Annotated in this window: 20 protein-coding genes, 1 tRNA gene and 2 pseudogenes; 13 read left to right on the forward strand and 10 right to left on the reverse strand. The window is 67.6% G+C overall.

From position 1 onward, the window contains the following. Positions 1-103: 103 nt before the first annotated feature. From ACIGXM_RS29890 to ACIGXM_RS29900, 3 genes are all read left to right on the forward strand, one after another. The gene (locus ACIGXM_RS29890) at positions 104-382 is read left to right on the forward strand and encodes a hypothetical protein (RefSeq protein ID WP_396566298.1); all 279 of its coding nucleotides are present in this window, start codon (positions 104-106) and stop codon (positions 380-382) included. Between the two features lie 276 nt (positions 383-658). Further along, entirely contained in the window at positions 659-898 is a 240-nt protein-coding gene (locus ACIGXM_RS29895) for a hypothetical protein (protein WP_396566300.1), read from the forward strand. A 14-nt stretch (positions 899-912) separates the two neighbouring features. Next, positions 913-1,284 carry an STAS domain-containing protein gene (locus ACIGXM_RS29900; protein ID WP_396566302.1) on the forward strand — a complete coding sequence of 124 codons (372 nt, stop codon included), beginning with the start codon at positions 913-915 and terminating at the stop codon, positions 1,282-1,284. 63 nt (positions 1,285-1,347) lie between these two features. Here the strand turns inward: ACIGXM_RS29900 and ACIGXM_RS29905 are convergent, their stop codons facing one another. Then, positions 1,348-1,863 (reverse strand): MarR family winged helix-turn-helix transcriptional regulator, encoded by a 516-nt coding sequence (locus ACIGXM_RS29905; protein ID WP_396566304.1) that lies wholly within the window; start codon positions 1,861-1,863, stop codon positions 1,348-1,350. Positions 1,864-2,185: 322 nt separating this feature from the next. On the opposite strand from ACIGXM_RS29905, the gene ACIGXM_RS29910 reads away from it, so the two are divergent. Beyond that, on the forward strand, positions 2,186-2,722 hold the full coding sequence (locus ACIGXM_RS29910) for a hypothetical protein (RefSeq protein WP_396566306.1): 537 nt from the start codon (positions 2,186-2,188) through the stop codon (positions 2,720-2,722). A 126-nt stretch (positions 2,723-2,848) separates the two neighbouring features. Here the strand turns inward: ACIGXM_RS29910 and ACIGXM_RS29915 are convergent, their stop codons facing one another. Further along, positions 2,849-4,552 (reverse strand): chloride channel protein, encoded by a 1,704-nt coding sequence (locus tag ACIGXM_RS29915; RefSeq protein ID WP_396566334.1) that lies wholly within the window; start codon positions 4,550-4,552, stop codon positions 2,849-2,851. 373 nt (positions 4,553-4,925) lie between these two features. Between ACIGXM_RS29915 and ACIGXM_RS29920 the strand changes: the two are divergent. The 4 genes and pseudogenes from ACIGXM_RS29920 to ACIGXM_RS29935 form a co-directional block, all read left to right on the forward strand. Then, positions 4,926-5,039, forward strand: a pseudogene (locus ACIGXM_RS29920) (DUF6444 domain-containing protein); the annotation flags it as partial. Positions 5,040-5,639: 600 nt separating this feature from the next. Continuing rightward, a complete protein-coding gene (locus ACIGXM_RS29925; protein ID WP_396566340.1) occupies positions 5,640-6,035 on the forward strand; it encodes a hypothetical protein in 396 nt (131 codons plus the stop codon). 672 nt (positions 6,036-6,707) lie between these two features. Continuing rightward, a complete protein-coding gene (locus ACIGXM_RS29930; protein ID WP_396566308.1) occupies positions 6,708-7,703 on the forward strand; it encodes a PP2C family protein-serine/threonine phosphatase in 996 nt (331 codons plus the stop codon). Positions 7,704-8,360: 657 nt separating this feature from the next. Continuing rightward, positions 8,361-9,581, forward strand: coding sequence for a tyrosine-type recombinase/integrase (locus ACIGXM_RS29935; RefSeq protein ID WP_396566310.1), 1,221 nt, complete (start codon positions 8,361-8,363; stop codon positions 9,579-9,581). 450 nt (positions 9,582-10,031) lie between these two features. Here the strand turns inward: ACIGXM_RS29935 and ACIGXM_RS29940 are convergent. Next, positions 10,032-10,104 (reverse strand) — tRNA-Trp (locus ACIGXM_RS29940). Between the two features lie 248 nt (positions 10,105-10,352). On the opposite strand from ACIGXM_RS29940, the gene ACIGXM_RS29945 reads away from it, so the two are divergent. The 4 genes and pseudogenes from ACIGXM_RS29945 to ACIGXM_RS29960 form a co-directional block, all read left to right on the forward strand. Next, positions 10,353-10,727 carry a hypothetical protein gene (locus ACIGXM_RS29945; RefSeq protein ID WP_396566312.1) on the forward strand — a complete coding sequence of 125 codons (375 nt, stop codon included), beginning with the start codon at positions 10,353-10,355 and terminating at the stop codon, positions 10,725-10,727. A 114-nt stretch (positions 10,728-10,841) separates the two neighbouring features. Further along, complete coding sequence (locus tag ACIGXM_RS29950) at positions 10,842-11,036, forward strand: ribosomal protein L7/L12 (protein ID WP_396566314.1); 195 nt, start codon at positions 10,842-10,844, stop codon at positions 11,034-11,036. A gap of 211 nt (positions 11,037-11,247) precedes the next feature. Beyond that, positions 11,248-11,451, forward strand: coding sequence for a hypothetical protein (locus tag ACIGXM_RS29955; protein WP_396566336.1), 204 nt, complete (start codon positions 11,248-11,250; stop codon positions 11,449-11,451). A gap of 33 nt (positions 11,452-11,484) precedes the next feature. Next, positions 11,485-11,788, forward strand: a pseudogene (locus tag ACIGXM_RS29960) (transposase); the annotation flags it as partial. A 54-nt stretch (positions 11,789-11,842) separates the two neighbouring features. Here ACIGXM_RS29960 and murJ read toward each other — a convergent pair. The 7 genes from murJ to ACIGXM_RS29995 all read right to left on the reverse strand — a co-directional run bounded on the left by murJ (position 11,843) and on the right by ACIGXM_RS29995 (position 20,827). Further along, positions 11,843-14,200, reverse strand: a complete 2,358-nt coding sequence (gene murJ, locus ACIGXM_RS29965; protein WP_396566315.1) for a murein biosynthesis integral membrane protein MurJ — start codon at positions 14,198-14,200, stop codon at positions 11,843-11,845. A gap of 499 nt (positions 14,201-14,699) precedes the next feature. Beyond that, a complete protein-coding gene (locus ACIGXM_RS29970) occupies positions 14,700-15,776 on the reverse strand; it encodes an alpha-hydroxy acid oxidase (protein ID WP_396566317.1) in 1,077 nt (358 codons plus the stop codon). Continuing rightward, on the reverse strand, positions 15,773-16,885 hold the full coding sequence (gene hppD, locus ACIGXM_RS29975) for a 4-hydroxyphenylpyruvate dioxygenase (protein WP_396566319.1): 1,113 nt from the start codon (positions 16,883-16,885) through the stop codon (positions 15,773-15,775). Before hppD ends, ACIGXM_RS29970 begins: the two co-directional genes overlap by 4 nt. 107 nt (positions 16,886-16,992) lie before the next feature. Continuing rightward, the gene (locus tag ACIGXM_RS29980; RefSeq protein ID WP_396566321.1) at positions 16,993-17,205 is read right to left on the reverse strand and encodes an MbtH family protein; all 213 of its coding nucleotides are present in this window, start codon (positions 17,203-17,205) and stop codon (positions 16,993-16,995) included. A 64-nt stretch (positions 17,206-17,269) separates the two neighbouring features. Further along, the gene (locus ACIGXM_RS29985; protein ID WP_396566323.1) at positions 17,270-17,980 is read right to left on the reverse strand and encodes a thioesterase II family protein; all 711 of its coding nucleotides are present in this window, start codon (positions 17,978-17,980) and stop codon (positions 17,270-17,272) included. Positions 17,981-18,204: 224 nt separating this feature from the next. Then, complete coding sequence (locus ACIGXM_RS29990; RefSeq protein WP_396566325.1) at positions 18,205-19,524, reverse strand: PLP-dependent aminotransferase family protein; 1,320 nt, start codon at positions 19,522-19,524, stop codon at positions 18,205-18,207. 55 nt (positions 19,525-19,579) lie between these two features. Next, a complete protein-coding gene (locus ACIGXM_RS29995) occupies positions 19,580-20,827 on the reverse strand; it encodes a cysteate synthase (protein WP_396566338.1) in 1,248 nt (415 codons plus the stop codon). Positions 20,828-21,528: 701 nt separating this feature from the next. Between ACIGXM_RS29995 and ACIGXM_RS30000 the strand changes: the two genes are divergently transcribed. Then, on the forward strand, positions 21,529-23,085 hold a 1,557-nt coding region (locus ACIGXM_RS30000), incomplete at its 3' end, for a condensation domain-containing protein (protein WP_396566327.1).

Consider the following 23,085-nt stretch of genomic DNA (forward strand, 5'->3'; position numbering starts at 1 on the left):
CTGTATGACCTCACATATTCTTTGCCTAGTGCAATAATAGGGCCAGGGTGGGTGCGCTGTCGCGCTTCCCGTCGTCGTGCCGATGTCCTGGAAGGGGTCTCGGATGCTCATCGAGACGGGTGTCGATCTGGTTCGCTTCCTCTGCCCGTGCGGACAGCAGTGGAGCCGTCGGTACGAACTGCGCCACTGCGAGGCGCCCAGCGGCGAGATGCGCGAGTACTTCCGACTGGACGGCGCCTGGGTGCTGCCGCCCTACGGCCCGGACGGCGCCGAGCCGTGCGGGGGCTGCGCGAGGCCCGTCATCGGACGACTGGAGAGCCGCCGCCTCACCGACCCGTCCTCGCCGGCTCGGTCGGCGGACCTCCCGCCATGGAGCGCCTGAGGCGTTGGCCGCCGACGGACGTCAACAGTTTTGTCCGGTCCGGGAGTTGGTGCGACTCGGCGACCTGGAAACGCGCGAAGACGCGGAGAACTTGGCGGGGACCGGGCGCAGGCGCATCCCTTGCGTGGAACTGACCGCTTCTCAGGGGGAGGACACATGCCCCGACCCGTCGAGCGGACACGAGAGCGCCCCCGCCTCCCGGCTCCCCTGCGGCCCACTGACGAGATCCCAGGGGGCGCCACCGCTCCTCGTGGCGAGGCGACGCCCCCTTCTCCAGTGCCGAAACGGTCATCGCGCAGTCGCGGCTGCGAGGACGGTGGCGCGGCGCTCCTGCTCTGTGCCGGCACCGTCCGGGCGCTCCCCCGCGCCCTGCGCTGCGGCGCGGCCCCGGTCACGGTGTGCGGCGTGATCGGGGCCGCACTGGTGGCCGGCGGCACCGTCGTCGCCCTGGTCCGGGCCCTCGGCCTGCGTCGGGCGCAGGGAACCGCCTGGTTCCGGCCGGAGGGCCCGCGGTGACCGCGGGGCCGTCCATGGCCGCGAGGTCGGCCCGGGTGCGCGCACTGGCCCGTTGGTTCCCTCACGACGCGAGGGCTTCGGGCTGCCCTCGGCCGCTCTCCGCGCGGGTCTCGCTCTCCGGGGACCTCGACGAACGCCACTGCCGCAACGCCGCCCGGAGGCTGCGGACCGCGCTGCGCTCGGCTCCGGCCGTGCTGGAGATCGACCTGGGCGGCGCGCGGGTGGTCACCACGGCCGGCCGTTCGCTCCTCTTCGGGACCGTCGACGCGGCCCGGGCCGCCGGCATCGCGGTCGTGATCACGAACGCGCCGCCGCCGGTGCGTTCCGCCATGCGTACCGCAGGGCTGGACCGGGTCCTGCGCCATGCAGGCCGGCGCGACGGCTGAGGAGCGCCGTCCACTTCCCTGACGTGTCCCGGGCCCGGGCTCACGGTGGACGGCCCGGCGGGGTCACCAGCCGAGCAGGTCCGGCTGCTTGGCCGGTGCGGCCGGCTCGCCGCCGGCCTCGGCGAACGCGTACAGCGCGGTGACCAGTCCACTGCGCTGCTCCTCCGGCATGGCTCCCACCACCCGGGCGATCTCCGCCCGCCGCCGCTCGGTGGCCTCAGCCACCGTGCGGGCGCCCTCGTCGGTGAGTTCGATCCGTACCTCGCGCCGGTCGTGCTCGCTGGTCTCGCGCACCACCATGCCGGCCGCCACCAGGCGCTCGATCATGCGCAGCGCGGTCGAGGGGTTGACCGCCAGTTGTTCCGCGAGTCGGGACATGCTCATCGCTCCCCGACTGTGCAATACCACCAGCATCCGGAACTGCGGCAACGTCAGTGCCTCCGCCACCCCGCCCAGCGACCGTGCCGAGATCGCCACCAGCACGCGTGAGGCGGTCAGCACCGCCGTGACCAGGTCCTCCTCGACCCCCGACCGGGACGGATCGGCGGTGGCGGCAGTCAGGGCGCGGTCGTGAGGCATAGGTCATTTCTACCTCCCGCGCGCCCCGGCCTGCACCCCCGGGTGCAGCCCCCTTCCGGAGCCACCGGTGGGTGGGTTCCGGCCTGCCACCACCGGGTTACCAGCCACCGATCGGAGCAGGGTCCGCCAGTAGTACCAGAAGCGGTTGAGTACCAGCAGTGCGATCACCAGGTACCAGAGCACCGGGACCACCCATTGGTAGCGCGCGGCAACAGGCAGGGCGCGGCGCCAGCGAGCAGGCAGCGGAATCACTCCGTGGCGCACGGTTGTGCACGGTGGTGTACCTGTCCGGCACCATCGGAATTTCTTGCATAATGCAAAGATGACGTGTTCGCTGCCCCACCTCGCCCGCCCGATAGCTGTCTCGGCCGCACTCCTGGCCCTGACCACCGCCTGCGCCGGGACCCCGGCCACCCCTCCCGTGCCCACCGCCCCCGCGCCGACCGCGGCCCCCAGCGCCCCCGGGGCGCCGGCCCCCGCCATGCCCGGCTCGCTGAGCGCCCAGGCCTCCGGGGTCGACCTGGCGATCAGCGTCGCGACCGTGCACGTGGCGCCCGACGGAACGGCCGAGCTGACCATGACCGTCCGCAACAGCGGCAGCGTCCCCGAACACCTCGCCATGGTCACCACCCCCGATGGGAGCCAGGCAACCCTCCAGAACGCCGCCGGTGACACCACCGGCTCGCTGTCGGACGCCGGAATCCTGCTGTCCCCCGGCAGCACCACCGCCTTCGGCGGCCGGGGCCCGCACGTCCTCCTCCACGGCGGACACCCGGCACCCGGCCAACTCATCCAACTCACCATGGAGTTCGGCGTCGTCGGCCTGGTCCACCTGCACGCCCCGGCCGTCGCGGGCTGAGCCGGCCACCGCGCGGGCGTCCCCTGTGCGCCCGCGCGGCGACCCGGCCGCGGCGAGGCCCCCGGCCCGCCCGAACCCGGGGCGCCCGGTGCCGCGGGGTGGGCGGCCGGCATCGGCCGCCCACCGTCACAGTTCGGCGGACTCCTCCCCCGTCGTGCGGGGGCGGTGCAGGGCGGTGAGGACGGACTGGTGGGTGATCCAACCGGCGAGGCGCGCGTGGGAGGGGTCGAGGACCGGCAGACCGGCGCCCTCCCCGCCGACGAGGGCGTCGAGCGCGTCGGCGAGATCGGTGTCGGCGGTCACCAGACCGGGCCGGTGGGTGATGGCCGCCACCGTGGTGGCGTCGTGCGCGCCGTCGGCGAGGATCTCGGCCGCCGCGCGGGCGGTCGCGGTGCCGAGGTAGTCACCGTGCGCGGTGAGGATCGGCAGCACGCCGTGCGGGGAGGCGGCCAGCACGTCCGCAGCCTTCGCCAGCGGCATCGTCTCCTCCAGAGCCGTCGGCAGCGCCTCCATCACGCTCTCGACGGTGATCCCGGCGAAACGAGCACCCGGGAGCTTCTCGTCGAGGTCGATGCCGCGCCGGCGCAGCTTGAGGCTGTAGATCGTGTCGTGCGACAGGGCGCGACTGACGCCGGTGGCGAGCACGATGGCGGTCATCATCGGCAGGATGATGCTGTACTCGCCAGTGAGTTCGAACAGGATGATGACGGCGGTGATGGGGGCGCGGGCGGCGCCGGCGAAGACCGCGCCCATGCCGATCAGGCCGTAGGCGCCGACCGGACCGGTGATCCCCGGGGCCAGGTGCTGTGCGGTGGCACCGAAAGCGGCGCCCAGCATGGCGCCCATGAACAGGGACGGGGCGAACACGCCGCCGGAGCCGCCGATGCCGATGGTGAGGCTGGTCGCGGCGATCTTGCCGATGAGCAGGAGCAGCAGGAAGCCGATCACGTACTTGCCGTTGACGGCGTTCTCCAGCACCGGATAGCCGACCCCGTACATCTGCGGCAGCAGGAGCAGCAGGCCACCCAGCAGCAACCCACCGACGGCGGGCCGGGCCCACTCGGGGCCGCGCCAGGCCCAGTCGCAGGCGTCCTCGATCCAGTACAGGATCCGGGTGAAGCCGACCCCGACCACCCCGGCCAGCACCCCGAGCAGCGCGAAGAGCGCGTACTGCGAGACGTGGTGGACGCCGAAGGCGGGCAGCTGGAGGAAGGGCGTGTTGCCGAAGGCCGCCCGGCCGATGACGGAGGCGACCACGGAGGCGAGGACCACCATGCCGAAGGACTCGGCGGTGAAGTCGCGCAGGATCAGCTCCATCGCGAAGAACACCCCGGCCAGCGGGGCGTTGAAGGTGGCGGCGATCCCGCCGGCCGCGCCACAGGCGACCAGGACCCTCATCCGGTCCTCGGCGACCTTGATCAGCCGGCCCAGCGACGAGCCGAGAGCCGAGCCGATCTGCACGATCGGGCCCTCCCGGCCCACCGAACCGCCACCCCCGATGCACAGCGCGGACGCCAGCGACTTGACGACCGCCACCTGCGGAGCGATCCGCCCGCCCCGGCGCGCGACGGCGTACATCACCTCCGGCACCCCGTGCCCACGCGCCTCCCGCGCGAAGCGCTGCACCAACGGCCCGTACAGCAACCCCGCCACCACCGGGGCCAGCAGCACGAACCAGTGCCCGAGGAAGGGGACGTGGGGGTTCGCGGCATGCCCGGCCGCCGAGTAGTCGGCATGCCCGGACAGCAGCAGCGTGAACGTCTTGATCAGCCACCGGAACGCGATCGCCCCGACGCCGGCACCCGCGCCGACCAGCAGGGCCAGCGCCAGGAGCCCGCCCTTGGTCTCACGCAACGCCGTCAGGGCTCCGGGCAGACCGCGCTGCACGCGCGGCGCGGCACGGGACGGAAGGGAAGGGGAGGGCTCAGCCGTACTCATCATATTTGCATTATGCAATAAAACTCTTTGCCCTGTGCAAGATCCTCTCGACTGCTGAGACGTGCAACGCCGGATCGCCGCGCCGACGACAGCCACGGAGTCAGGGTGCCGCACCCCCACCGGCGAAGCGGCCCCCAGGGTCGTCGTCGCCACGCCGGGAGACGACGACGCCGTCGCCGGTCATGCCGGCGGTGTAGCCCCTGACCTGGAAGGCTTTGGCAATGACGAACTTGCGCTCCGCTTATCCACGCCCCGGCCCGAGCACGTGCGCAGTGAGCTGGCGGCAATCCGGGCGGAGCCGGCGGCCACCCGGACCGAGATCGCCGAGCTCCAGCGGCGCCTTGGGGGGAACTCGAAGAACTCCTCCAAATCGCCGTCCAGCGATGAGCTGGCGGGCCCGGTATCACTCTGCGACTCGGCGACTAACATCCCGAGGATCGGCACGGCTGAGCCTCGGACACGAGACCCGAGATCAACCAGCTGGACGCCGGGATCGACTCTGCGTGCCAGGAGCACCGAACCAGTCACTTCCATCCTTGCCAGGCGCGGCGGCTGCCCACCTGCGCTCGGTGGGCCCGGATCCCGAGACACGTTGAGGCCGACGCCCGCGACGCCCTCAACGCCCGCCTCGACGGCACCACCACGGAAGCCGCCCACCGCGAGTTGCAGCATTCAGGCCACATCGAACTGCGCCGCCCGTACGACGAGCGGCATCTCGCAAGAGCCCGCACTCTGGCTCAACCCGACACGGCGCTTTGCAGTATGCAAAGATGGTGATAGCGGCCGGACAGGGCCCCCAGGGCTCAGTTTCGCGCACGAGCCGTACTGGGCCCGGGGGTATGGCGCTATGCGCCAGGTTGGAGACACGGGCATGCGAGCCGACGTCAACGCCCCGGGCTGGAGTTGCCGCCCCTTCTCCGCACACTGCTGGGTGCGGGCAGGCGGAGCCGCCCTGCGCGCAGACCGCCACGGACCGCCGGTGGCTGTCCTGCTCGGCGAGGCAACCTGGGACCACACCGCCCGCCTTGGCCGGGCCCTGACTGCCCTCGCCGACGCGCGAGCGGCGGGCGAGTCACTGGAACTCGACCTCGGATCCCTCACGCACCTGACCCAGCCATGGCAAACCGTGATCGTGACCGCAATGCGTGTCCAGCGCGAACGCGGCGCCGTGCTGCGCATCCGGGCAGCCTCCCCCCATGCGAAGGCCACGCTCTCCCAGCTCGGCCTGGACCGCTTCGTGGAGTACGCCGACGCTGTGCTCCGGACCGAGGAGCCACAGCGAGGTGCCGGTCAACCGCAGGCGCGGGCCGCCTCCGTGCCGAGCGTCTCCGCAAGCGCCGGGTCCTTGGCCGGGGTCAACGTTGACGGCACGTAAGCGGCGCTGGTAGCGCCCCGGGAACACAACACTCGATGGGAGGTGGCCAGACCCGCCGGGTCCGGCAATGGTCATCGCATGCAAACCGTTCACATACTCACCCAATGCCACCGCTACTTACCCAGTGCCACCGCGCACGGCGGCGAGCCGCCAGGCTGCGCATGGCGAGGGGCCCGTACGACAGGAAGGGTTCGGCAGGATAACTGTCCGCGCCCACGTCGAGGGCACGGATCTTCTTGTCGAGACTCTCTCACTGCCGCAGAGCCGCCCGCCGTGTCAGGGACATAGGACCACGGCATCACCAGATGCCTTCGATCCAGGGCGGGTCCTGGCCGTCGGAACGCGCTGACCCCGTCCTCGAATCACTTAGCCAGGCCGTGCAGTCTCCTGTGCCACCCGTCGCTTCCGCCACGCTCACAATCGCCCGCCGCCATGGGCGGGCCCTGCGCAGGACGCTGTCTGCCTGCAGGCCTTGGGCCCTTGAAAGTGCTGTTGCCAGGGAGCCTCTGGTGATTTCACTAGAGGGGGGAGCAAGTACTCGGCTGGTAGGAACGAGCGAGCCGAAAGGACAGTCCGGTGTCTTATGCCGTCAACCAGGCAACACGGGGTGTACGGCCGCTCCTTACCAGATGGTCGCGCAGACTCACGGTCGGCGGCTACGCGCTGGTCGTGATGGCCGTGCTGGCCGACATCGCGACGGGGCCTGGTGTCACGTTCTCCCCGGTTCTCGCGGCTGTGCCGGTGCTAGCGGGCACGGGCACCCGCCGGGCCGTAGTCCCGCTGGTCGCCGGAGCAATCGCCAGTGTCATCGTCGCCGGCCTGGCGTTCTACGACAGCCGAGTACCCGTTGTCGTCCACATCACTGCAGCGGCCACGGTGATCGCGATCACCTTCTTCAGTTGCGCCAACGTCATGGTGGCGGCGACCCAGGACAGGGAACTTGTCAGGGTTCGCACGGTCGCCGAGGCGGCGCAGCGGGCGCTGCTGCGCCTGGTACCTCGCCGGATGGGGCCGTTGGTGGTCGCGGTGCGGTACGTGGCGGCGGAGGCCGAGGCACGAATCGGTGGGGATGTGTACGAGGTGCTGCGTACTCCGTACGGGGTGCGCCTGTTGCTGGGTGACGTGTGCGGCAAGGGCCTGGGCGCAGTGGAGACCGCCTCCGACGTACTCGGTGTGTTCCGGGAGGCCGCGCGGGCCGAGCCGGACCTGTCGGAGGTCGCCAGGCGGTTGGACTCGGCGCTCGCCCGTCGTACGGTAGACGAGGAGTTCGTCACGGCCGTACTGGTCGGTATCCCCGATGATCCGGGGCCGGCGATCGTGGTCAACTGCGGGCACCCACCGCCGCTGCTATGCCATGCCGGCGAGGTCACGGTGGTGGATCCGCCCATCGACTCGCCACCGCTGGCACTGCTGGGCCTGGTCGGCAGCGATTACCGCGCTGGATTGCTCACCTTCGAACGCGGCGACCTCCTGCTGTTGTACACCGACGGCGTGGCCGAGGCCCGGGACGAGACCGACCGGTTCTACCCACTCGCCCAGCGCCTGGCAGGGATGCCGCACGACGAGCCGGAGGCCTTGCTGGACGATCTCCTCGTGGACGTGCGGGCCTACGTCGGCTCCGGGTTGACGGACGACGCGGCCCTGCTCGCTGTCCGCCGGGAGCGGTGAACGATTCCGGTGGGCTCGCCGCGGCGGTGCCTCCGATCACTCGCACTGACCTGGCGGACGTCCGCGGCGGCGGTCGGTCACCAGGCGGCCCATGGCACTGCTTGGATTTCGTTCAGCCTTCGGTGTGCTTCCCTGCAGGGTGTCGTTACCGGCGTGCGGGGGATGAGCAGCGGTTTTGCGAGTTGACCAGTGGTGGGCGTGATCGCTGGCCATGAGTCTTCGTGGCCGGCATCACCGCCCTCGACACCTTCACCATCCTCACCGGCTGGTCGGTGTTCTGACCAACCGGATCCAGGCAGGGACGGTGCGCTGACAGCGGCCACCCGATCGCACGGCAGGCTCGACAACTCCAATCGCTAGTCCGGGGCGTTACTCATCCGACGCATAATGAAAGCGCAATAGGGCCTCAATTCGCGGCCTTCCTGCTTATCAGCCTCACTTCTTCGCCACCCGGGATTCGACTCTCCGCACCTCCGATCATCACCACCGAATGGTCCCTGACACTCCCCTTGTGCGCTTTCCAAGGGGATCACCCCAGTTCACGGGCCCAGATGGTCGCCAGGTTCGCCTCCCCGACGCCATGATCCGCCCCCTGCCGCGCCAGGCCACCCCGCCGTGAAGCTGGGCCCAGCCCGATCACACAAGGAGTCGAATCCCGTGAATCTGACCGACCCTTCGCGCGGCCGCATCTACCGGCGCTGCGGCTGCCGTGACGCCAACCGCCTCCAGTACGGCGCCCGTTGCCCAAAACTGAACGCCCTTCCCGACCACGGCAGCTGGACCTACGCCGTGGACCTGCCCTCGCCCTCCGGCAAGCGTGCGACCAGGCGCCGCGGCGGCTTCGCCGACGAGAGCGCGGCCCTCACCGCCCTGCAGAACTTCCTGCTGGCCGAACGCACCGGCATCACGGTGGACGAGGCCCTGACCGTCGCCGACTACCTGACGGAGTGGCTGCTCTCCAAGCGAGAGATCCTCAAAGCCACCACCTACGCCGGCTACCACCAACACGTCCACCACGACCTCATACCGGCCTTCGGTCCACTCCCGCTGATCGCCCTGCGCGAGCGCCACGTCACCACCTGGTCCCGCCGGCAACTGGCCGCCGGCCGCGGACGCCCCACGGTCCACCGCTGCTGCACCATCCTCTCCAACGCCATGAACGCCGCCGTCAGCGCCGACCTGCTGGCCCATAACCCCGCCCGCAACGCCGCACTGAAGCGTCCCGCCGCACCCGAGCGCCTCTGCTGGACACCACAGCAGGCCTCCGCCTTCCTGCACCACAACGCCGAGACCTACAACGACGTCTACGCCGACATCTTCGAGGTCATCCTCGGCACCGGCATGCGCCGCGGTGAAGTCCTGGGCCTGCACTGGCCCGACATCCACTTCCAGCAACGCGTCCTGTTCGTACGCTGGACCCTGGCATCGGTGAACAACGCCCGCCTGCACCTGCAAGCACCCAAGACCCGCGCCAGCCGCAACTGGGTTAGCCTCTCCCCCCGCGTCACCGCGGCGCTACGCCGCCAAGCCGCCCGCCATCGCAGCGCCCACCCCGACCAGGCCCGCCTCCAGGGCATGGTCTTCACCCGCCCCGACGGCAAACCCATCAACCCCGAGCGCCTCCTGCACACCCTGCGCCGGCGCTCGGCCGAGATCGGCCTACCCAAGATCGGTCTTCACGACCTCAGGCACACCGCCGCCACCATCATGATCAGCTCCCAGGTGCCACTCGCCGTCGTCTCCAAGACCCTGCGGCACTCCACCCTGGCCACCACCGTCAACATCTACGGTCACCTGCTCCCCCAAGCCGCTCGCGAAGCCGTCACCGCCCTCGCCGACGCCCTCAACCACGCAGACCTCCCCCGCGAGAATATCTGACAGACAATCAGATAGTGCGATCACCTCGCACTCACCTCACCCACAAACCTCCAGGCCAGAGCGCCGAACGCGACCATCCTGCGACCACCTGCACCACGAAAACAAGTGAGGGCGGGTACTTGGCTTCCCAAGTACCCGCCCTCACAAGCGACTTCACCGTCGGGACGACAGGATTTGAACCTGCGACCCCTTGACCCCCAGCTGATGTTCACCAGTCCGAATCAAGCAGGTCAGGGCCCATCTCATCCGCTCCGCGTGACACCTGATGCTGCCCCATGACGCCCCATCCGTGAGAGGCGCGTGAGAAGCGGTGCGCGAGAGCCACATCGGCCGTGATGTTCATCACAACCTCATTGTAGCCTCGTTCGCCCGGGCGGTTCGACCGGATCCTCTGATTTTCCTCTGCCGGTCGCCGAATTCGCGAGGTCCGCGAAAACGCCCTGTATTTTGCTGGTCCGGCAGGACTCGAACCTGCGGCACGCCGCTTTGGAAACGGCTGCTCTTCCAACTGAGCTACGAACCAGTGCGTTGCCGAGGAATCGAACCTCGGCATCCCTATGGGAGCAGGGGTTACAGCCCCGCTTGCGTCCCAGCGCTCAACGCCTGCTGATGCACCGATCGTAGGAGGCGGCGGTGGGCAGTGCGAGCGAATATCGAAGCGAGCAGTCGCTGCGCGCGCCTGTCCAATCGCGAGAAACCGAAACCATTCGCAGCCGGTCCGCCGACGCGGTTACGGTGAGCTCCCACCCAAGTGATCGAGGAGAGCAGGCGATGTCCCAGGCGAAGACCCTGACGCTGTGGCGGCCCACAGGCCCGCAGGAGCTGGCATTGGTCGAGGCGTCTGGCTGGCGGGCCTGGCCGCCTCGCCTGCCCGAGCAGCCGATCTTCTACCCGGTCCTGAACGAGGACTACGCGATCCGCATCGCACGGGACTGGAACGTGCCCGCCTCCGGCGCCGGCTACGTCACCAGGTTCGAGGACGCCGCCTTCGCCACGCGCTACCCGGTCCAGCAGGCCGGCGGACGCACGATCCTCGAGCTATGGGTGCCGGCCGAGGAACTGCACGAGTTCAACCGGCACATCGTCGGCCGCATCGAGGTAGTCCACGAGTTCCGGCCACAGCCCCGCACGGAGGCGAGCAGATGACGGTCTTCCGCTCCGTACGCTGCAACCAGCCCGTGTCGAAATGACCGTGTACTTCACGCTCGTCTGCGACGACATCCCCCACAACGTGGTACTCCTCGACGTTGGCCCCGCTCGTTGGAGGTCGCGAAGACGTTCCGCACAATGACGGACAGCGGGCTGTGGCGCGCGAAGCAGACCGTGACCGAGCCGCCTCCGGTTCTGCTCCTCGAAGGGATCGAGGAGCACGCCGCGCGACGGCACGCCGAGGATCTGCGCGCAGCCGGCGCCACGGTCACGGTGGAGCCATGGACTAGAGAACGCCCGGCTTGATCAACGCGCCGTCGGGGCCCAGCACGCCCGCGCTCGAGTGGGACGCCCTGATCACCACGCTCACGTCCCTCCATGAGGAGCAGCGCGAGGCCGCCTGGACAAACGGCGCGGCCACCGGCCGCGCGTCAAGGGTGACGGCCGCACCGGACGCCGCCCCATCCTCACCCTCGCCGACCGGCTCCTGGCCACCGTCCTCCACTACCTGCTCGGCCTGCCCCAGGTCGCCGTGGCTGCCCTGTTCAACGTCCACCCCGGAACCGTCAACAGGCGCATCCGCGACGTCCGTGGCCTGCTCACACAGGCAGGCCACACCCTTCAGCCCGCTGACCTCCAACTCGCCGACCTAAACGACCTCTACACCCTCGCGAACACAGCAGGCATCCCCGTCGCATCAGAGATCAAGACTGCGAGTTGATGATCTGCAAGCCCTAACTACCCGGCCTTGGGGGAACTTCACAACGCGGACACCGCCGACCTGTGGACCTGGCTGATCATCGCCGCCCACACTCAGCTCCGCCTCGCCCGACCCCTCGCTGACGACCTACAGCTCCCTTGGGAGCGACCGGCGGCCGAACCCCGCCGCCTCACCCCCGCCCGAGTACGGCGCGGGTTTCGCAACATCCGCGTGCCAGCGGCGGCCTGCCCGGCGACGGCACCGAAAGCCGTCCCGGCCGGGCCCAGGACGACCTCCCAACTCGAAGAACAAGCACCGGGCCAAGCACCACGACGTCGGCATGAGGTCAAACACGCCGAGTCGATCAAGGAACACTAAACCCGCCGACGATAGGCGCCAAGCTCAGCACCTCCTAGCGCCGCCGCCGACCGCCGGGCTCGGGCGCCTGCGGGAAGGGCAGCCGCAGCTTGCGGGCCAGCGGCGCAACCACCGAGGCGGCGCCGACCGGCTTGGCCAGTACGAAGAGCGAGAGCAGCACGAAGAACGACCCGAGGCCGAGCCCGATCGCGTTACCAAGGAACATGGTCACGACACTGGCCGTGCCGAACATCCCGCTGATCCCGCTCGCCACGAAGTGCCCCACTAGCGCCCCGGGCAGGCAGGCCAGCAGCAGCCCCAAGTGCAGCCCGAAGACCCGCCGCCCGTCCAGGCCGCTGCGCATCGGCGCGCTCAGTGCGGCGTGCAGCACCCCGGCGCGGGCCCTGGGGTCCTCCGGAGCGGCGGGCAGCGAGCGCAGCCGGCGGGCCAGCGCCCGCCCTGTGATCACCATGCTGATCACACCGGCCACGGTCTGCGCACTCGCCATGCCCACCACGATCCAGCGCGGACTCAGCAGCAGGTAGGCCAGGTAGGAAAGCAGCACGTTGGTGCCGGAGGAGACCACGGTCAGCCAGAACGGCGTCCGCGCGTCGCCCATCGCGTAGAAGCCGCGGGCCAGCGTGTACTGGGCGCAGAGGAACGGGATGCCGATCGCGAACGCCAGCAGCGTCTCGGAGATGACGGTGAGACCCATCCCGTTCTTCGCGGCGGCGCCGTACCCGTAGGCGAGGCCGGAGACCTGGCTGGCGAAGGCACCGAACAGCACAGTCGCCGGGACGATCATCGCGGCCGAGGTGCGCAGGACACCGGCCAGGTCCTCGCCGATCTTGGTCAGGTTGCCCTCGGTCGCGGACCGCGACATCCGGGGCAGGACCGCAGTCACCAGCGAGACGGTGATCACGCCCTGCGGCACCACGAACAGCTGGTAGGCGTTGGAGTAGGCAGCGTTGCCGACCCCGTCCAGGTGGACCTTAGCGCCGAGCGCGTCGGCGGCGGTGGTCAGCGCGGTGAGCTCGGTGAAGGCCACCTGGGTGGCGATCATCAGCAGCAGCGCCCAGCTCGCGGCCCGTAGCGGCTGGCCCAGGCCCGCGCCGCGCCAGTCGAACCGGGGCCGGAATCGGTACTGCGCCGCCCGCAGCGAGGGCAGCATGCCCAGCGCCTGAACCACCACGCCCAGCGTGGTGCCGACGCCCAGGAGCATCGCTTGGCCCGAGGTCACGTCACCAGCTGCCTTGGCGTGGCCACCCATAACGATGTAGAGCCCGAAGACCGCGATGACCACCACGTTGTTCAGCACCGGGGTCCACATCATCGCGCCGAACTTGCCGCGCGCGTTGAGCACCTGCCCCAGCAGGGTGAAAATGCCGTAGAAGAGGATCTCGGGCAGGCAGTAACGAGCAAAGGTGACCGTCAGGTCGCGCTGCGCCCCGGTGTAGCTCGGTGCGTACACGCTGACGATCCAGGGGGCGGCGAACACCGCCACCAGGGTCAGCGCCACCAGGGCCACCCCGCACAGGGTGAGCAGACGGTCCGTGTAGGCGACGCCGCCGTCCTTGTGCGTCTTGGCAACCTTGACCAGCTCGGGCACGAAGACCGAGTTGAGCGCGCCACCGATGAGCATCACGAAGATGACGGTGGGGATCGTGTTGCCGATGTTGTAGGAGCCGGCCACATCGCCGACGCTAATGGCCGCAGCCACCGTTGCGCTGCGCACGAAGCCCAGCGCCCGGGACGCCAGCGTGCCGATCGCCATGATCAAACCATTGCGCCCGGCCGAGTCCTCCCCGGCGGGCTTCGCCGGCGCCTCGCCGGACCCCCGCTGCTGCGGCAGTTGGGCGGGGGCCTGCGGCGGGTAGACGTCCTGGGCGGAGATGGTGCGAAGTGACATCGTCGGTGGGTCGTTGAAGGCCATCGGCATGCCGTAGTCCGCAGGCAGGAGGTCCGGCTGGGAGACCACGTACGGCTCCGGCTCGGTCCGGTAGTACCCCTCGTAGTACTGCTGCTCGGCGCCCGACTGCCCGGCTTGCCCGGGCACCTGGCTGTAGCCCTCTGTCTGGCCGTAGCCCTGCACCGGCCCGAAGCCGTCCGCCGACCCATAGCCCTGCGGCAGTCCCCATCGCTCCGGCTGTCCGTACGCCTGCTGCTGCTCGTAGGGCAGCTGGTACGGGTTCTGCTGATACGGACCCGACTGCTGCGGGTACTCCGGCTGCTGCTGTCCGTACGGCTGCCCCTGCTGGTACGGGTTCTCCGGCTCCCCGTACACCTGCGACTGCTGCTGCGCAGCTGGATCCACTTGACCCTTCGTCGGTGCCGCCAGGTGCGGCTGCGCCGCCCCGTACGACTCGGGCGAGCCGTACGACCCGTACGACTCACCCTCCGTGTGCGTGGTCATCGGACCCCCGTCGCTCGGTTCCTGGGCAGGTGCTGCTGCGGGGCTCACCGCAGCGCGAGTGCGGAAGTTGTGGTCAGCGCACGGAGCTGACGCATGGGCACGAGCTCCGGGCGACCGGCTACCGCCGCGCTTGGTTCCCCGAACTGGGCATGGTTATGCCCAGCCCAAGCAGTCTGCCCTACCCGAGCGTCTGGTGGGGAATCCTGTGCGCTGAGACAGAGGTCCCCGGGGTTTGAAAGCCGTCTCCGGAACGATCCAGCTCGCCGCGAAAGTGTGATCGACCGAACCAAATGCCCGAATTGATCCACCTTGTACAAGCTTGCTGCGACCTGGACGGACTCAGGCGGCCCGGCCTGACTCCGTCGGCCGCACACCCCGGATCACCTGTGAGATATCTCACGGCCGGTCAGATCTCCAAGATTGAACTCCGGGGCACCAGCCGACCGTACGCACCGCTCAGCCCTCTGAACGAGCAGAACGTCGAAGTCCTGCTGGAGCATCAGCTGACGGTGCGGAGTCGAGCCGCGTCGCAGACCGACGCGCAGCCGGCCAAGCCCAGGGCGTCACGGAACTCGTCGGCGAGCAGGCGGAAGACGGTGTCCACTCCCTGCTCGCCGCCTACCGCCAGTCCCCACATCACCGCACGGCCGACCAGCACCCCCGTGGCTCCCAGAGCCAGCGCCCTGAGGACATCGGTCCCGCTGCGCACCCCGCTGTCAAAGAGGACTTCGCAATCTCCTGCCACCGCCTCGCGCACCGCGGAAAGCATCTCGATCGAGGGGACGGCGCCGTCCAGCTGTCGCCCTCCATGATTGGAGACCACCAGGACATCGACACCGCTGTCTGCGGCGCGACGGGCGTCACGAGGATCGAGAACGCCCTTCAGGATCAGCGGCAGCGTGGTCCTGGCGCGGAGCTTCTCGACGGATTCCCAGGTCAGTGCCGCCGTCATGGCCGCACTGGTGTGGGCCGCCACTGCGGATGTCCCCGCGCGCCACTCGTGGGCCTGTGACGAGGCACCGGCGGAGAGGTTCGCGGCTGTGACATCCTCCGGGAGGCTGAACTGGTTACGGATGTCGCGCAGTCGGCGTGCCATCCACGGGACGTCAACGGTGAGCATCAGGGCTTCGCAGCCGGCCTCCTCCGCCCTGGCGACCAGCTCGAAGAGCTTGGTCTCATCACGAAGCCAGTACAGCTGGAACCAGGTTCGAGCCCCCTCGGCGACGATCCGCTCAAGTGGGAAGCTGCTCAGCATGCCGACCGTGAAGGGGACACCCACACGCCGCGCCGCACGGGCCACTGCCAACTCCCCCTCGGGATGGAGGAGTCTGTGGTAGGCCACCGGTGCCACGGCCAGCGGCATGCCAGCGTCCCGCCCGAGCAGCGCCGCTGCCGTGGAACACCCGGAGACGTCGCGCAGGACGCGGGGCACCAGGCGGATCCGGTCCAGGGCCGTCCGGTTCGCCTCGAGCGTGAGCTCGCTGCCACTTCCTCCGGCGACGAAGTCCCAGACGTCCTTGGGCAACGTCGCCGAGGCAGCGAGTTCCAGATCCCGCAGGGAGAAGTAGTCGGTCACTGCGACTGGCCGCTCTGCTGAGCACGCTCCAGCTCGACAGCCTCGTACAGTGCCTTGATGTTCGCACTGCCGAACGTCTCCGCCCCCACCCGTTCGATGACCTCGAAGAAGAGCGTGCGACGCGGGTGCGAGGAGCGGGTGAAGATCTGGAACAGCTGCCCGCCGTGATCCTCATCGACGAGGAGGTTCAACTCCCGGAGCACGTCCAGCCCATGGTTCTTGGGGCTGATCCGCTCGCCGAGAATGTCATAGTACGAACCAGGCGTGGTGAGGAGCATGACACCACGGTCCCGGAGTTTGCGAACAGAGGTTGCGGCGTCGTCACTGAGGAAGGCGATGTGCTGAATGCCTGCGCCTTCATGACTGGCAAGAAAAGCATCGATCTGGCCCGGTTCGGCCGTGGTATCGGGCTCGATGATCGTGAACGTCACCGCAATCGAAGCGCTCTGCACGACTTTGGAATTCATCGCCTGAGCGCCAACGACGATCCGCTCTTCGAAGATCTCCTGGAAATCCAGAACATCCCGGTAGAAGTCCACCGTCCGATTGAGCTCGCCCGCGTCCACGCAGACCGCGAAATGATCGATCTGCCGAAGATCCGCCGGAGCGTGGGTCGCGGAACTTCCGGAGCCGCAGCGAGCCGTCTCGACGACGAAGCCTGCCGGCAGGCCAGGAACCGCGGCACTACTGCGCACGAAGGTGTGCACCAGGTCGCCAAATCCCGCGATCGTCGCGGAGGCCATACCGTTCTCGTCCAGGACCGGGGCGCCCACCGCGCGGCCGCCCCGACGTACTGCCTCGGCGAGGGCCGCTTCAACGTCACCGACCTGCAAGGCGATGTCCGCAACACCGTCGCCATGGCGGCGGACGTACGTCGCGGCGCGGTGCTTCTCCGACGTGCCCTCAGTGAGGACCAGCATGATGTCGCTCTGTTGGAGCGCGACGCTCCGGAAGCCCTCAGCGGCGTCCTCCCGCCTCCCCACTACCGCGAAGTCGAAGCGGTCACGCCATTCGGCAGTCGCCGCCTCAAGGTCCGCCACACAGAGCTCGACGTAAGCGATACCAAGATCGATGAATATTTCAGACTGGCTCACGATGTTCTCACCCAAAGCAATCTCGTTCGAAGCAGTGCACCCCGGAGTGGGAATGGCGCCAAAGCCCGGTCGGCGGGTACATCCACCGACCAAGCTTCAGCACAATACCGACACCTTGCTGATCAGCTGTTTTCCATCGCCGCGATCAGGCTCTTCGGACGCATGTCGGTCCATGACTTCTCGATGTACTCGAGGCACTCCGTGCGGCCGGCCTCGCCGAACACGACGGTCCAGCCGCCAGGAACCTCCACGAAAACCGGCCACAGCGAGTGCTGGCCCTCCTCATTGACCAGAACCTTGTAGCTGGCCTCGGGGTCCTCGAATGGGTTCGTCATCAGTGCATTCCTTTCTACGTACAAGCAACAGTTAGGAAGGGAAACGACACTCTCGGCCAGGCCATCAGACTCCGATCCGAGAGAAGAGATCCGCGACCAGTGCGGGCGCCTGGTCCACGAGGTAGAAGTGGCCACCGTCGAAGGTACGAAGTGCGAAGGAGCGGGTCACTGCGGACCACGCTCCGACCGACACCTCGCTCAGATCCTCCTCACCCGTCCCGTAGTAGGCGACAACGGGCATGTTGAGGCGGCTACCAGGCAAAGCGGCCTGGTAGCTCTCCAGCAGGCGGTAGTCAGCACGAATGCCCGGAAGGACCAGGTCGCGCAACTCCGGTATCTCGAAGGCCTGCGCACCGGGGCCGCCCAGCAGGGCCAGCTCCTCGATCAGCTCGGCGTCGCTGACGGCAGCGGTCGTGCTCTCCTGGTGCCCGGGCCCACCGCGACCGGAGACGAACAGGGCTGCCGGCGTAGCGGCTGGATCGGCCGACATGCGCAGCGCGACCTCGTAGGCGACTGCCGCGCCCATGCTGTGACCGAACAGCACCAGGGGCGTGTCCAGGAGCGCAGAACATGCACGTGCCAGGGGTTCGGCGAGTTGGTCCATCGTCCCGGCCGGCGGATCAAGCAGGCGGTCTTCACGTCCTGGATACCGAACGGCGATGAGCTCCACGCCATCGGGCACCAGTTCCGCCCACGATTGGAAGAAACTGGCCGCCCCTCCGGCATGGGGGAAGCACAGCAGGCGGGCTCGTGGATGGGGGTGCCGCTTCAGCATCCGGAACCAACGATCTGTCAATATACTATCCACACCCAATGTGCCTTCTTCCTTCCCGACGCAGCATATTTGACGAGACGTCACTCATGGCGCGGCTCCACTGATCATGCTTTCTGCCGCCAGCCTACCGGGTGATGATCACTCAGTCATCCACGAATCGGGGGGGTTATGAGCACAAACTCACATCCACTCGCACATCCGGCGACGGAGCACACGAAGGAGCTTCAGCTCCCGACCGTCTCCCTAATGAACCCCTCAAGCCGATCGAGCCCTACCTCGATCTCCTCCGGCCTGAGGTGGCTGAAGGACAAGCGCATGACGTTCCGCGGTTCCGAGTCCGCGTAGAAGTGGTGAATCGGCGTCCACAGAACATGATGATCCCGGGCGCTTCGCTCCAACAGCTCGTCATCAGCCAGGAAAGGAACTGTGACAAGTACAAAGAAACCACCGGCAGGCGTATTCCAGGAGACGCCGGGGCAGCTCCCGCCACCAAAGCGCTTCTCCAGGCCGTCCAGCACCTGTCGGAGATTTCCCTGATAGGTATCGATCTCACGGGCGTTGGCTGCACGCAGACTGTAGTCGTTCTCCAGCAGCTTCCCCGCGACAACAGCCTGAGCGATCGGCGAGGTGTTCACAGTGACCATGCTCTTGATCTTCGCGAGCTGGTCGGCCAGCGTCTGAGAACCGCCGGACCCGCCGGTCACCACCTGATCCGCTATCGCGTATCCGACCCGTGCGCCCGGAATACCCGTCTTGGCGAACGAGCCCAGGTAGACCACGCGCGCCGAGACGTCCAGTGACTTGATGGTCGGCGGCCCGGCGGGGTCGCCGAACAAACCGTACGGGTTGTCCTCCAGGATGAGGAAATCCTCTTCGGCGGCGATCCTGAGCAGCTGCTCCCGTGATTCCCGACTCAACCTGGCGCCCGTCGGGTTGGCGAAGTCAGGCACGACGTACAGAGCTCGAGGCCGAAGACCGTCGGCCTTGGCGCCGGCGACAACCGCCACCAGGTCATCGAGATCGATACCCTCCGGCGACTCCTTGACCGGAAGCAGCGGCAGGTCAACGAGCTGAGCCGCTCCGTGAATTCCCACGTAGCTCGGCGTCACCGCGAGCAGAACATCGCGATCGCTCGCGCGCAGCACTCGAAGCGTCAGATACAGCGCCTCCTGGCAGCCGACCGTGATGACGATGGATTCCGGATCGACGGTGATGCCCTCGTCCACGGCGAGATGCTTGGCGACAAGGTCATGAATAATTCCCTTGGTACGCCCGTACTGCATGATCATTCGGCGCACCGCCGCCTCGTCACCGTCCAGCCTGGCCATCAGGTGAGCCCGGTAGGCATCGAGGTACCGGTGAATGTAATCCAGATCGAAGTAGCCCTCATATGGACGCCCGGCCGCCAGCGAGATGGCATCCGGGAAACGCTGTGCCACTTCGTTGAGAAAGTTCATCGATTCGCTGACCGGAGCACTCAGCGAATCATGGAGATCCGCCAGGCACAGCTGGACCAGCGGGTATCTTGACGCCTCGCCGTTCATACTCTTGCGCATTCCTTCCGTCTGTTTCTGTGATCACCCCGGCAGGTCGACGGCCTCAGCCTCGGAGTGAGCTCAAGGCCTTTGCTGCCACAACCTCCGGAGCGCTGTCCCGACTCACGAACCAGGTCCCGGCGGGATACGGCTCTACGCCGGCTCTCTCGTACCTGCGCTTCCGCCCGCCGCCCGTGATGTTGAGGAGCACCCGCGCCGTGCCGGGAACGCGTCCTGCGGCCACGGCATCGCGCAGACAGGCGACGGCGACCGCCGCCGCCGGTTCGATGTCCATGCCTTCCAATGCCTCGAACATCGCGGCTGCCGCCACAGCGGCTTCCTGGTCGGCGACGAGAACACCGCCCGCACTCGCCGTCAGGATGTCGCGGACACCGCCCGAGGGAGCGAACGGCGGAGCATCGTTGACCAATTCCGGGGCATACACGTCGACCGATGTGCCGGACTGCTGCCCGCTGCTCTCCTCCGTGCACCAGGAGGCGTACAAGGGTGCGAACTCGGAATTCTGGCACAGGAACAGCCGGGGGATCCGGTGGCCCGCTGCACCGGACCGAGCGATTCGCTGGGCCGCCTCGTAGGTGGCGATAGCGCCGGCGCCGCTGCCCACGGCCTGGAAGTAGAAGTCAGGCAGGCTGCCCATCGCCTCGTAGGCGGTCAGGGCCACCACCGCGAGACCGTCACGCCTACCGACATTTCGCACACCGCCTTCGGAGAGGAATTCGGGCCCGGTGGCGACGATCTTCCTGCTGTAGGCCATCGCTTCGCCGTAGGTGCCGTTCTCGAGGGCGACCACACGAATGTTCTCTGGAATCGATCCGACTGACCCGATGGCGGCGAGGGAGCGATCCGGAACCACCATCAGACACGGATAGTCCAAGTTCCGGCAAGCCACGGCAAAGGCAGCCGCCGTATTGCCTGCCGACGCGAGAACCAGCACGCCGGCCCCCAGTGGAATGCGCCCCAGGACGGTATAGGCTTCGAGTTCCTTGAATGTACCCGACAGCATGTGCGAATCGCGCTCAGGCCAATACCCACTGAAGGATATCCACAGATCCGGCAGTCCGAGCTCCGTGCCCAATCCCTGGCTGCGGTAAACGACTGGCCTGCTCGATCCGACCACGTTACGTCGGACGGGAAGCCAGTTGCGATATCTGAATATTCCCTCGGCTTCCGATGCAACGGCAAACTCTTTACTCCGGTACTGCGTACGGAGAAGCGATTCGTCCTGACAGTGCGGACACAACAGAATCCGTCCATCGTCACCCATGCGCAGGTCACAACCAGCGCAAGTGATCGAATAGTGATCGACAGAATTAACGGTCCACCTCCCTAAATTTGGCCATCACGCTAGTCGCACCGGGATTCACTAATGCCATCCCGCCCTAGCACCGAGCTCTGTCGAGATGCGGCCCGCCTCACATCGCATCAGCAAAGCCAGCGGTCCGATCACTCGGCAGCACATCGTGGAGCACTGAGGTTTGGCGAACAGTTGGTTGACTTTCCATCAGCTCTTCAGGTAGCTACCAGCACCGACGCTAGTCGGCGGTAAGCCTGCATCCACCCCCCTGCGCAGAGCAGCTCGTTCACTCACGTTCGACCGCATAGAGCATAGGCCCCTCCCACAGGCTAGGCCAACTACTCTGCTGTGTTGTGATCATGACGCACAGCCTGACCGCTTCCGCTCGATCCACCTACACACTTGCGACACCGACTGAAGTGATGCCGACCTTCCGATGCCTGACCTCAACTCGGCTGTAGCTAAGGTTAGTTAGCACCGTTCGAATCTTAATGGCGTCATCCGCAGGAGGCGGCTATACTCTCGGCAGATTGATCATGGGGGCGCCTGCAGCCACGGGGATGAGACGCGGGATCCGGATGCCATTAGGGCATCTGCTGCTTAGTCAGGAACTGGCGCGCCCCTGATTTGGCGTCACAGCGTCGCCTTCGAGAGCGTTTTGCTGCGTTCAATTCTGAGTCGATTACTGGGGTAATGGAATGTCCGGATCTGCAAGTGACCGCTGGGAACTGACGGCTGGACAGCTGGGGATGTGGCGAGCACAGCAGCTCGACCCAGCCAACCCGATCTATAACGTCGGCGAGTACCTGGAGATCCAGGGTGATCTGGATACGGACCTGTTTGAACAGGCGATCAGGCGCGCGACCAACGAGGCCGAGTCGCTTCATACACACTTCTCTGGTGACGATGAGACACTGCGTCAGCAGATCTGTGTCTCCGACGACTGGTCAGTCGAGAGTCTGGACGTCAGCGCAGAGCCGGACCCGCGTTCGGCGGCAGAACGCTGGATGTGGGCTGATCTGCAGCGGCCGGTTGATCTCCGTAACGACCCTCTTGTCGTACATGCTGTCTTCCGAGCAGGCCACAACCGTGTCTTCTGGTACCTGAAGACGCATCACATCGCCGGTGACGCTTACAGTGGTGCTCTCCTGGTCTCGCGGGTCGCTGAGATCTACACGGCCCTACTGGCCGGGGCCTCGCCCGAGGAGGGGCGTCTGGAGCCCTTCTCCACCCTGCTCGACGCGGAGTCCTCCTATCGGTCGTCGGACGTGTTCGACAAGGATCGCGAGTTCTGGGGCGCGGTGTTCGCCGAGCCGTCAGAGACGGTGAGCCTCAGTGGCCGACGTGCGAGCGGCACGCCGCATGAACTGCTGCGTCATCTGAAGGAGTTGCAGCCGGCTGATGCCGCAAGCCTGAAGGTCGCCGCTCGGCGCCTCCGGACGAGTTTCCCCGTTCTGGTGATCGCGGCCGCTGCCGCGTACCAGCACCGCCTCACTGGGGCCGAGAACGTCGTTCTCGGCCTTCCGGTGCACGGACGCATGGGGGGCGCGCAGCGCAGGGCCGTGGGCATGACCGCGAACATCCTGCCCATCCGCCTGACCGTCCGGGCTGGGATGACGGTCGAAAAGCTGGTCCAGCAGGTTTCTGCGACCGTCCGCCAGTCCCTGCGGCACCAGCGGTACCGGTACGAGGACATACTCCGAGACCTCAGGCTTGTCGGCAGCGGCGGCCTGTTCAGCCTGATCGTCAACATCATTTCCTTCGACTACGGCATCAGTTTTGGCGAGTGCGAGGTCCTTGCCCATGCCCTCTCCGGCCCGCAGGCCAATGACCTCAGCATCTGCGTCTACGACCGCTCGCCCGACGGCAGCCTGAAGGTCGCCCTCGATGCCAACCCTGCGCTGTACGACGCCGAGGCGAACGAGCGGAATCTGCGCCGGTTTCGGGAAGTGCTGCTGTGGATCGCCAACGCCGTTCCAGAGCAGCCCATCGGTGCGATCGACGTCCTCGACGAGGCCGAGCGCCAGCAGGTACTCACCACCTGGAACGACACCGCGCGTGAGGTGCCGACCGCGACCCTGCCCCAGCTCTTCCAGGCCCAGGCCACACGCACCCCCAAGGCGGTGGCGGTCACCTTCGAGGGCACCCAGCTCACCTACGCCGAGCTGAACGCCCGCGCCAACCGCCTCGCCCACCTGCTGATCAGCCACGGTGCCGGCGTCGAGCGAACAGTGGGCCTGCTACTGGAACGCTCG

Origin of the sequence: Kitasatospora sp. NPDC052896, assembly GCF_044547075.1 — a bacterium.
GTDB lineage: Bacteria > Actinomycetota > Actinomycetes > Streptomycetales > Streptomycetaceae > Kitasatospora.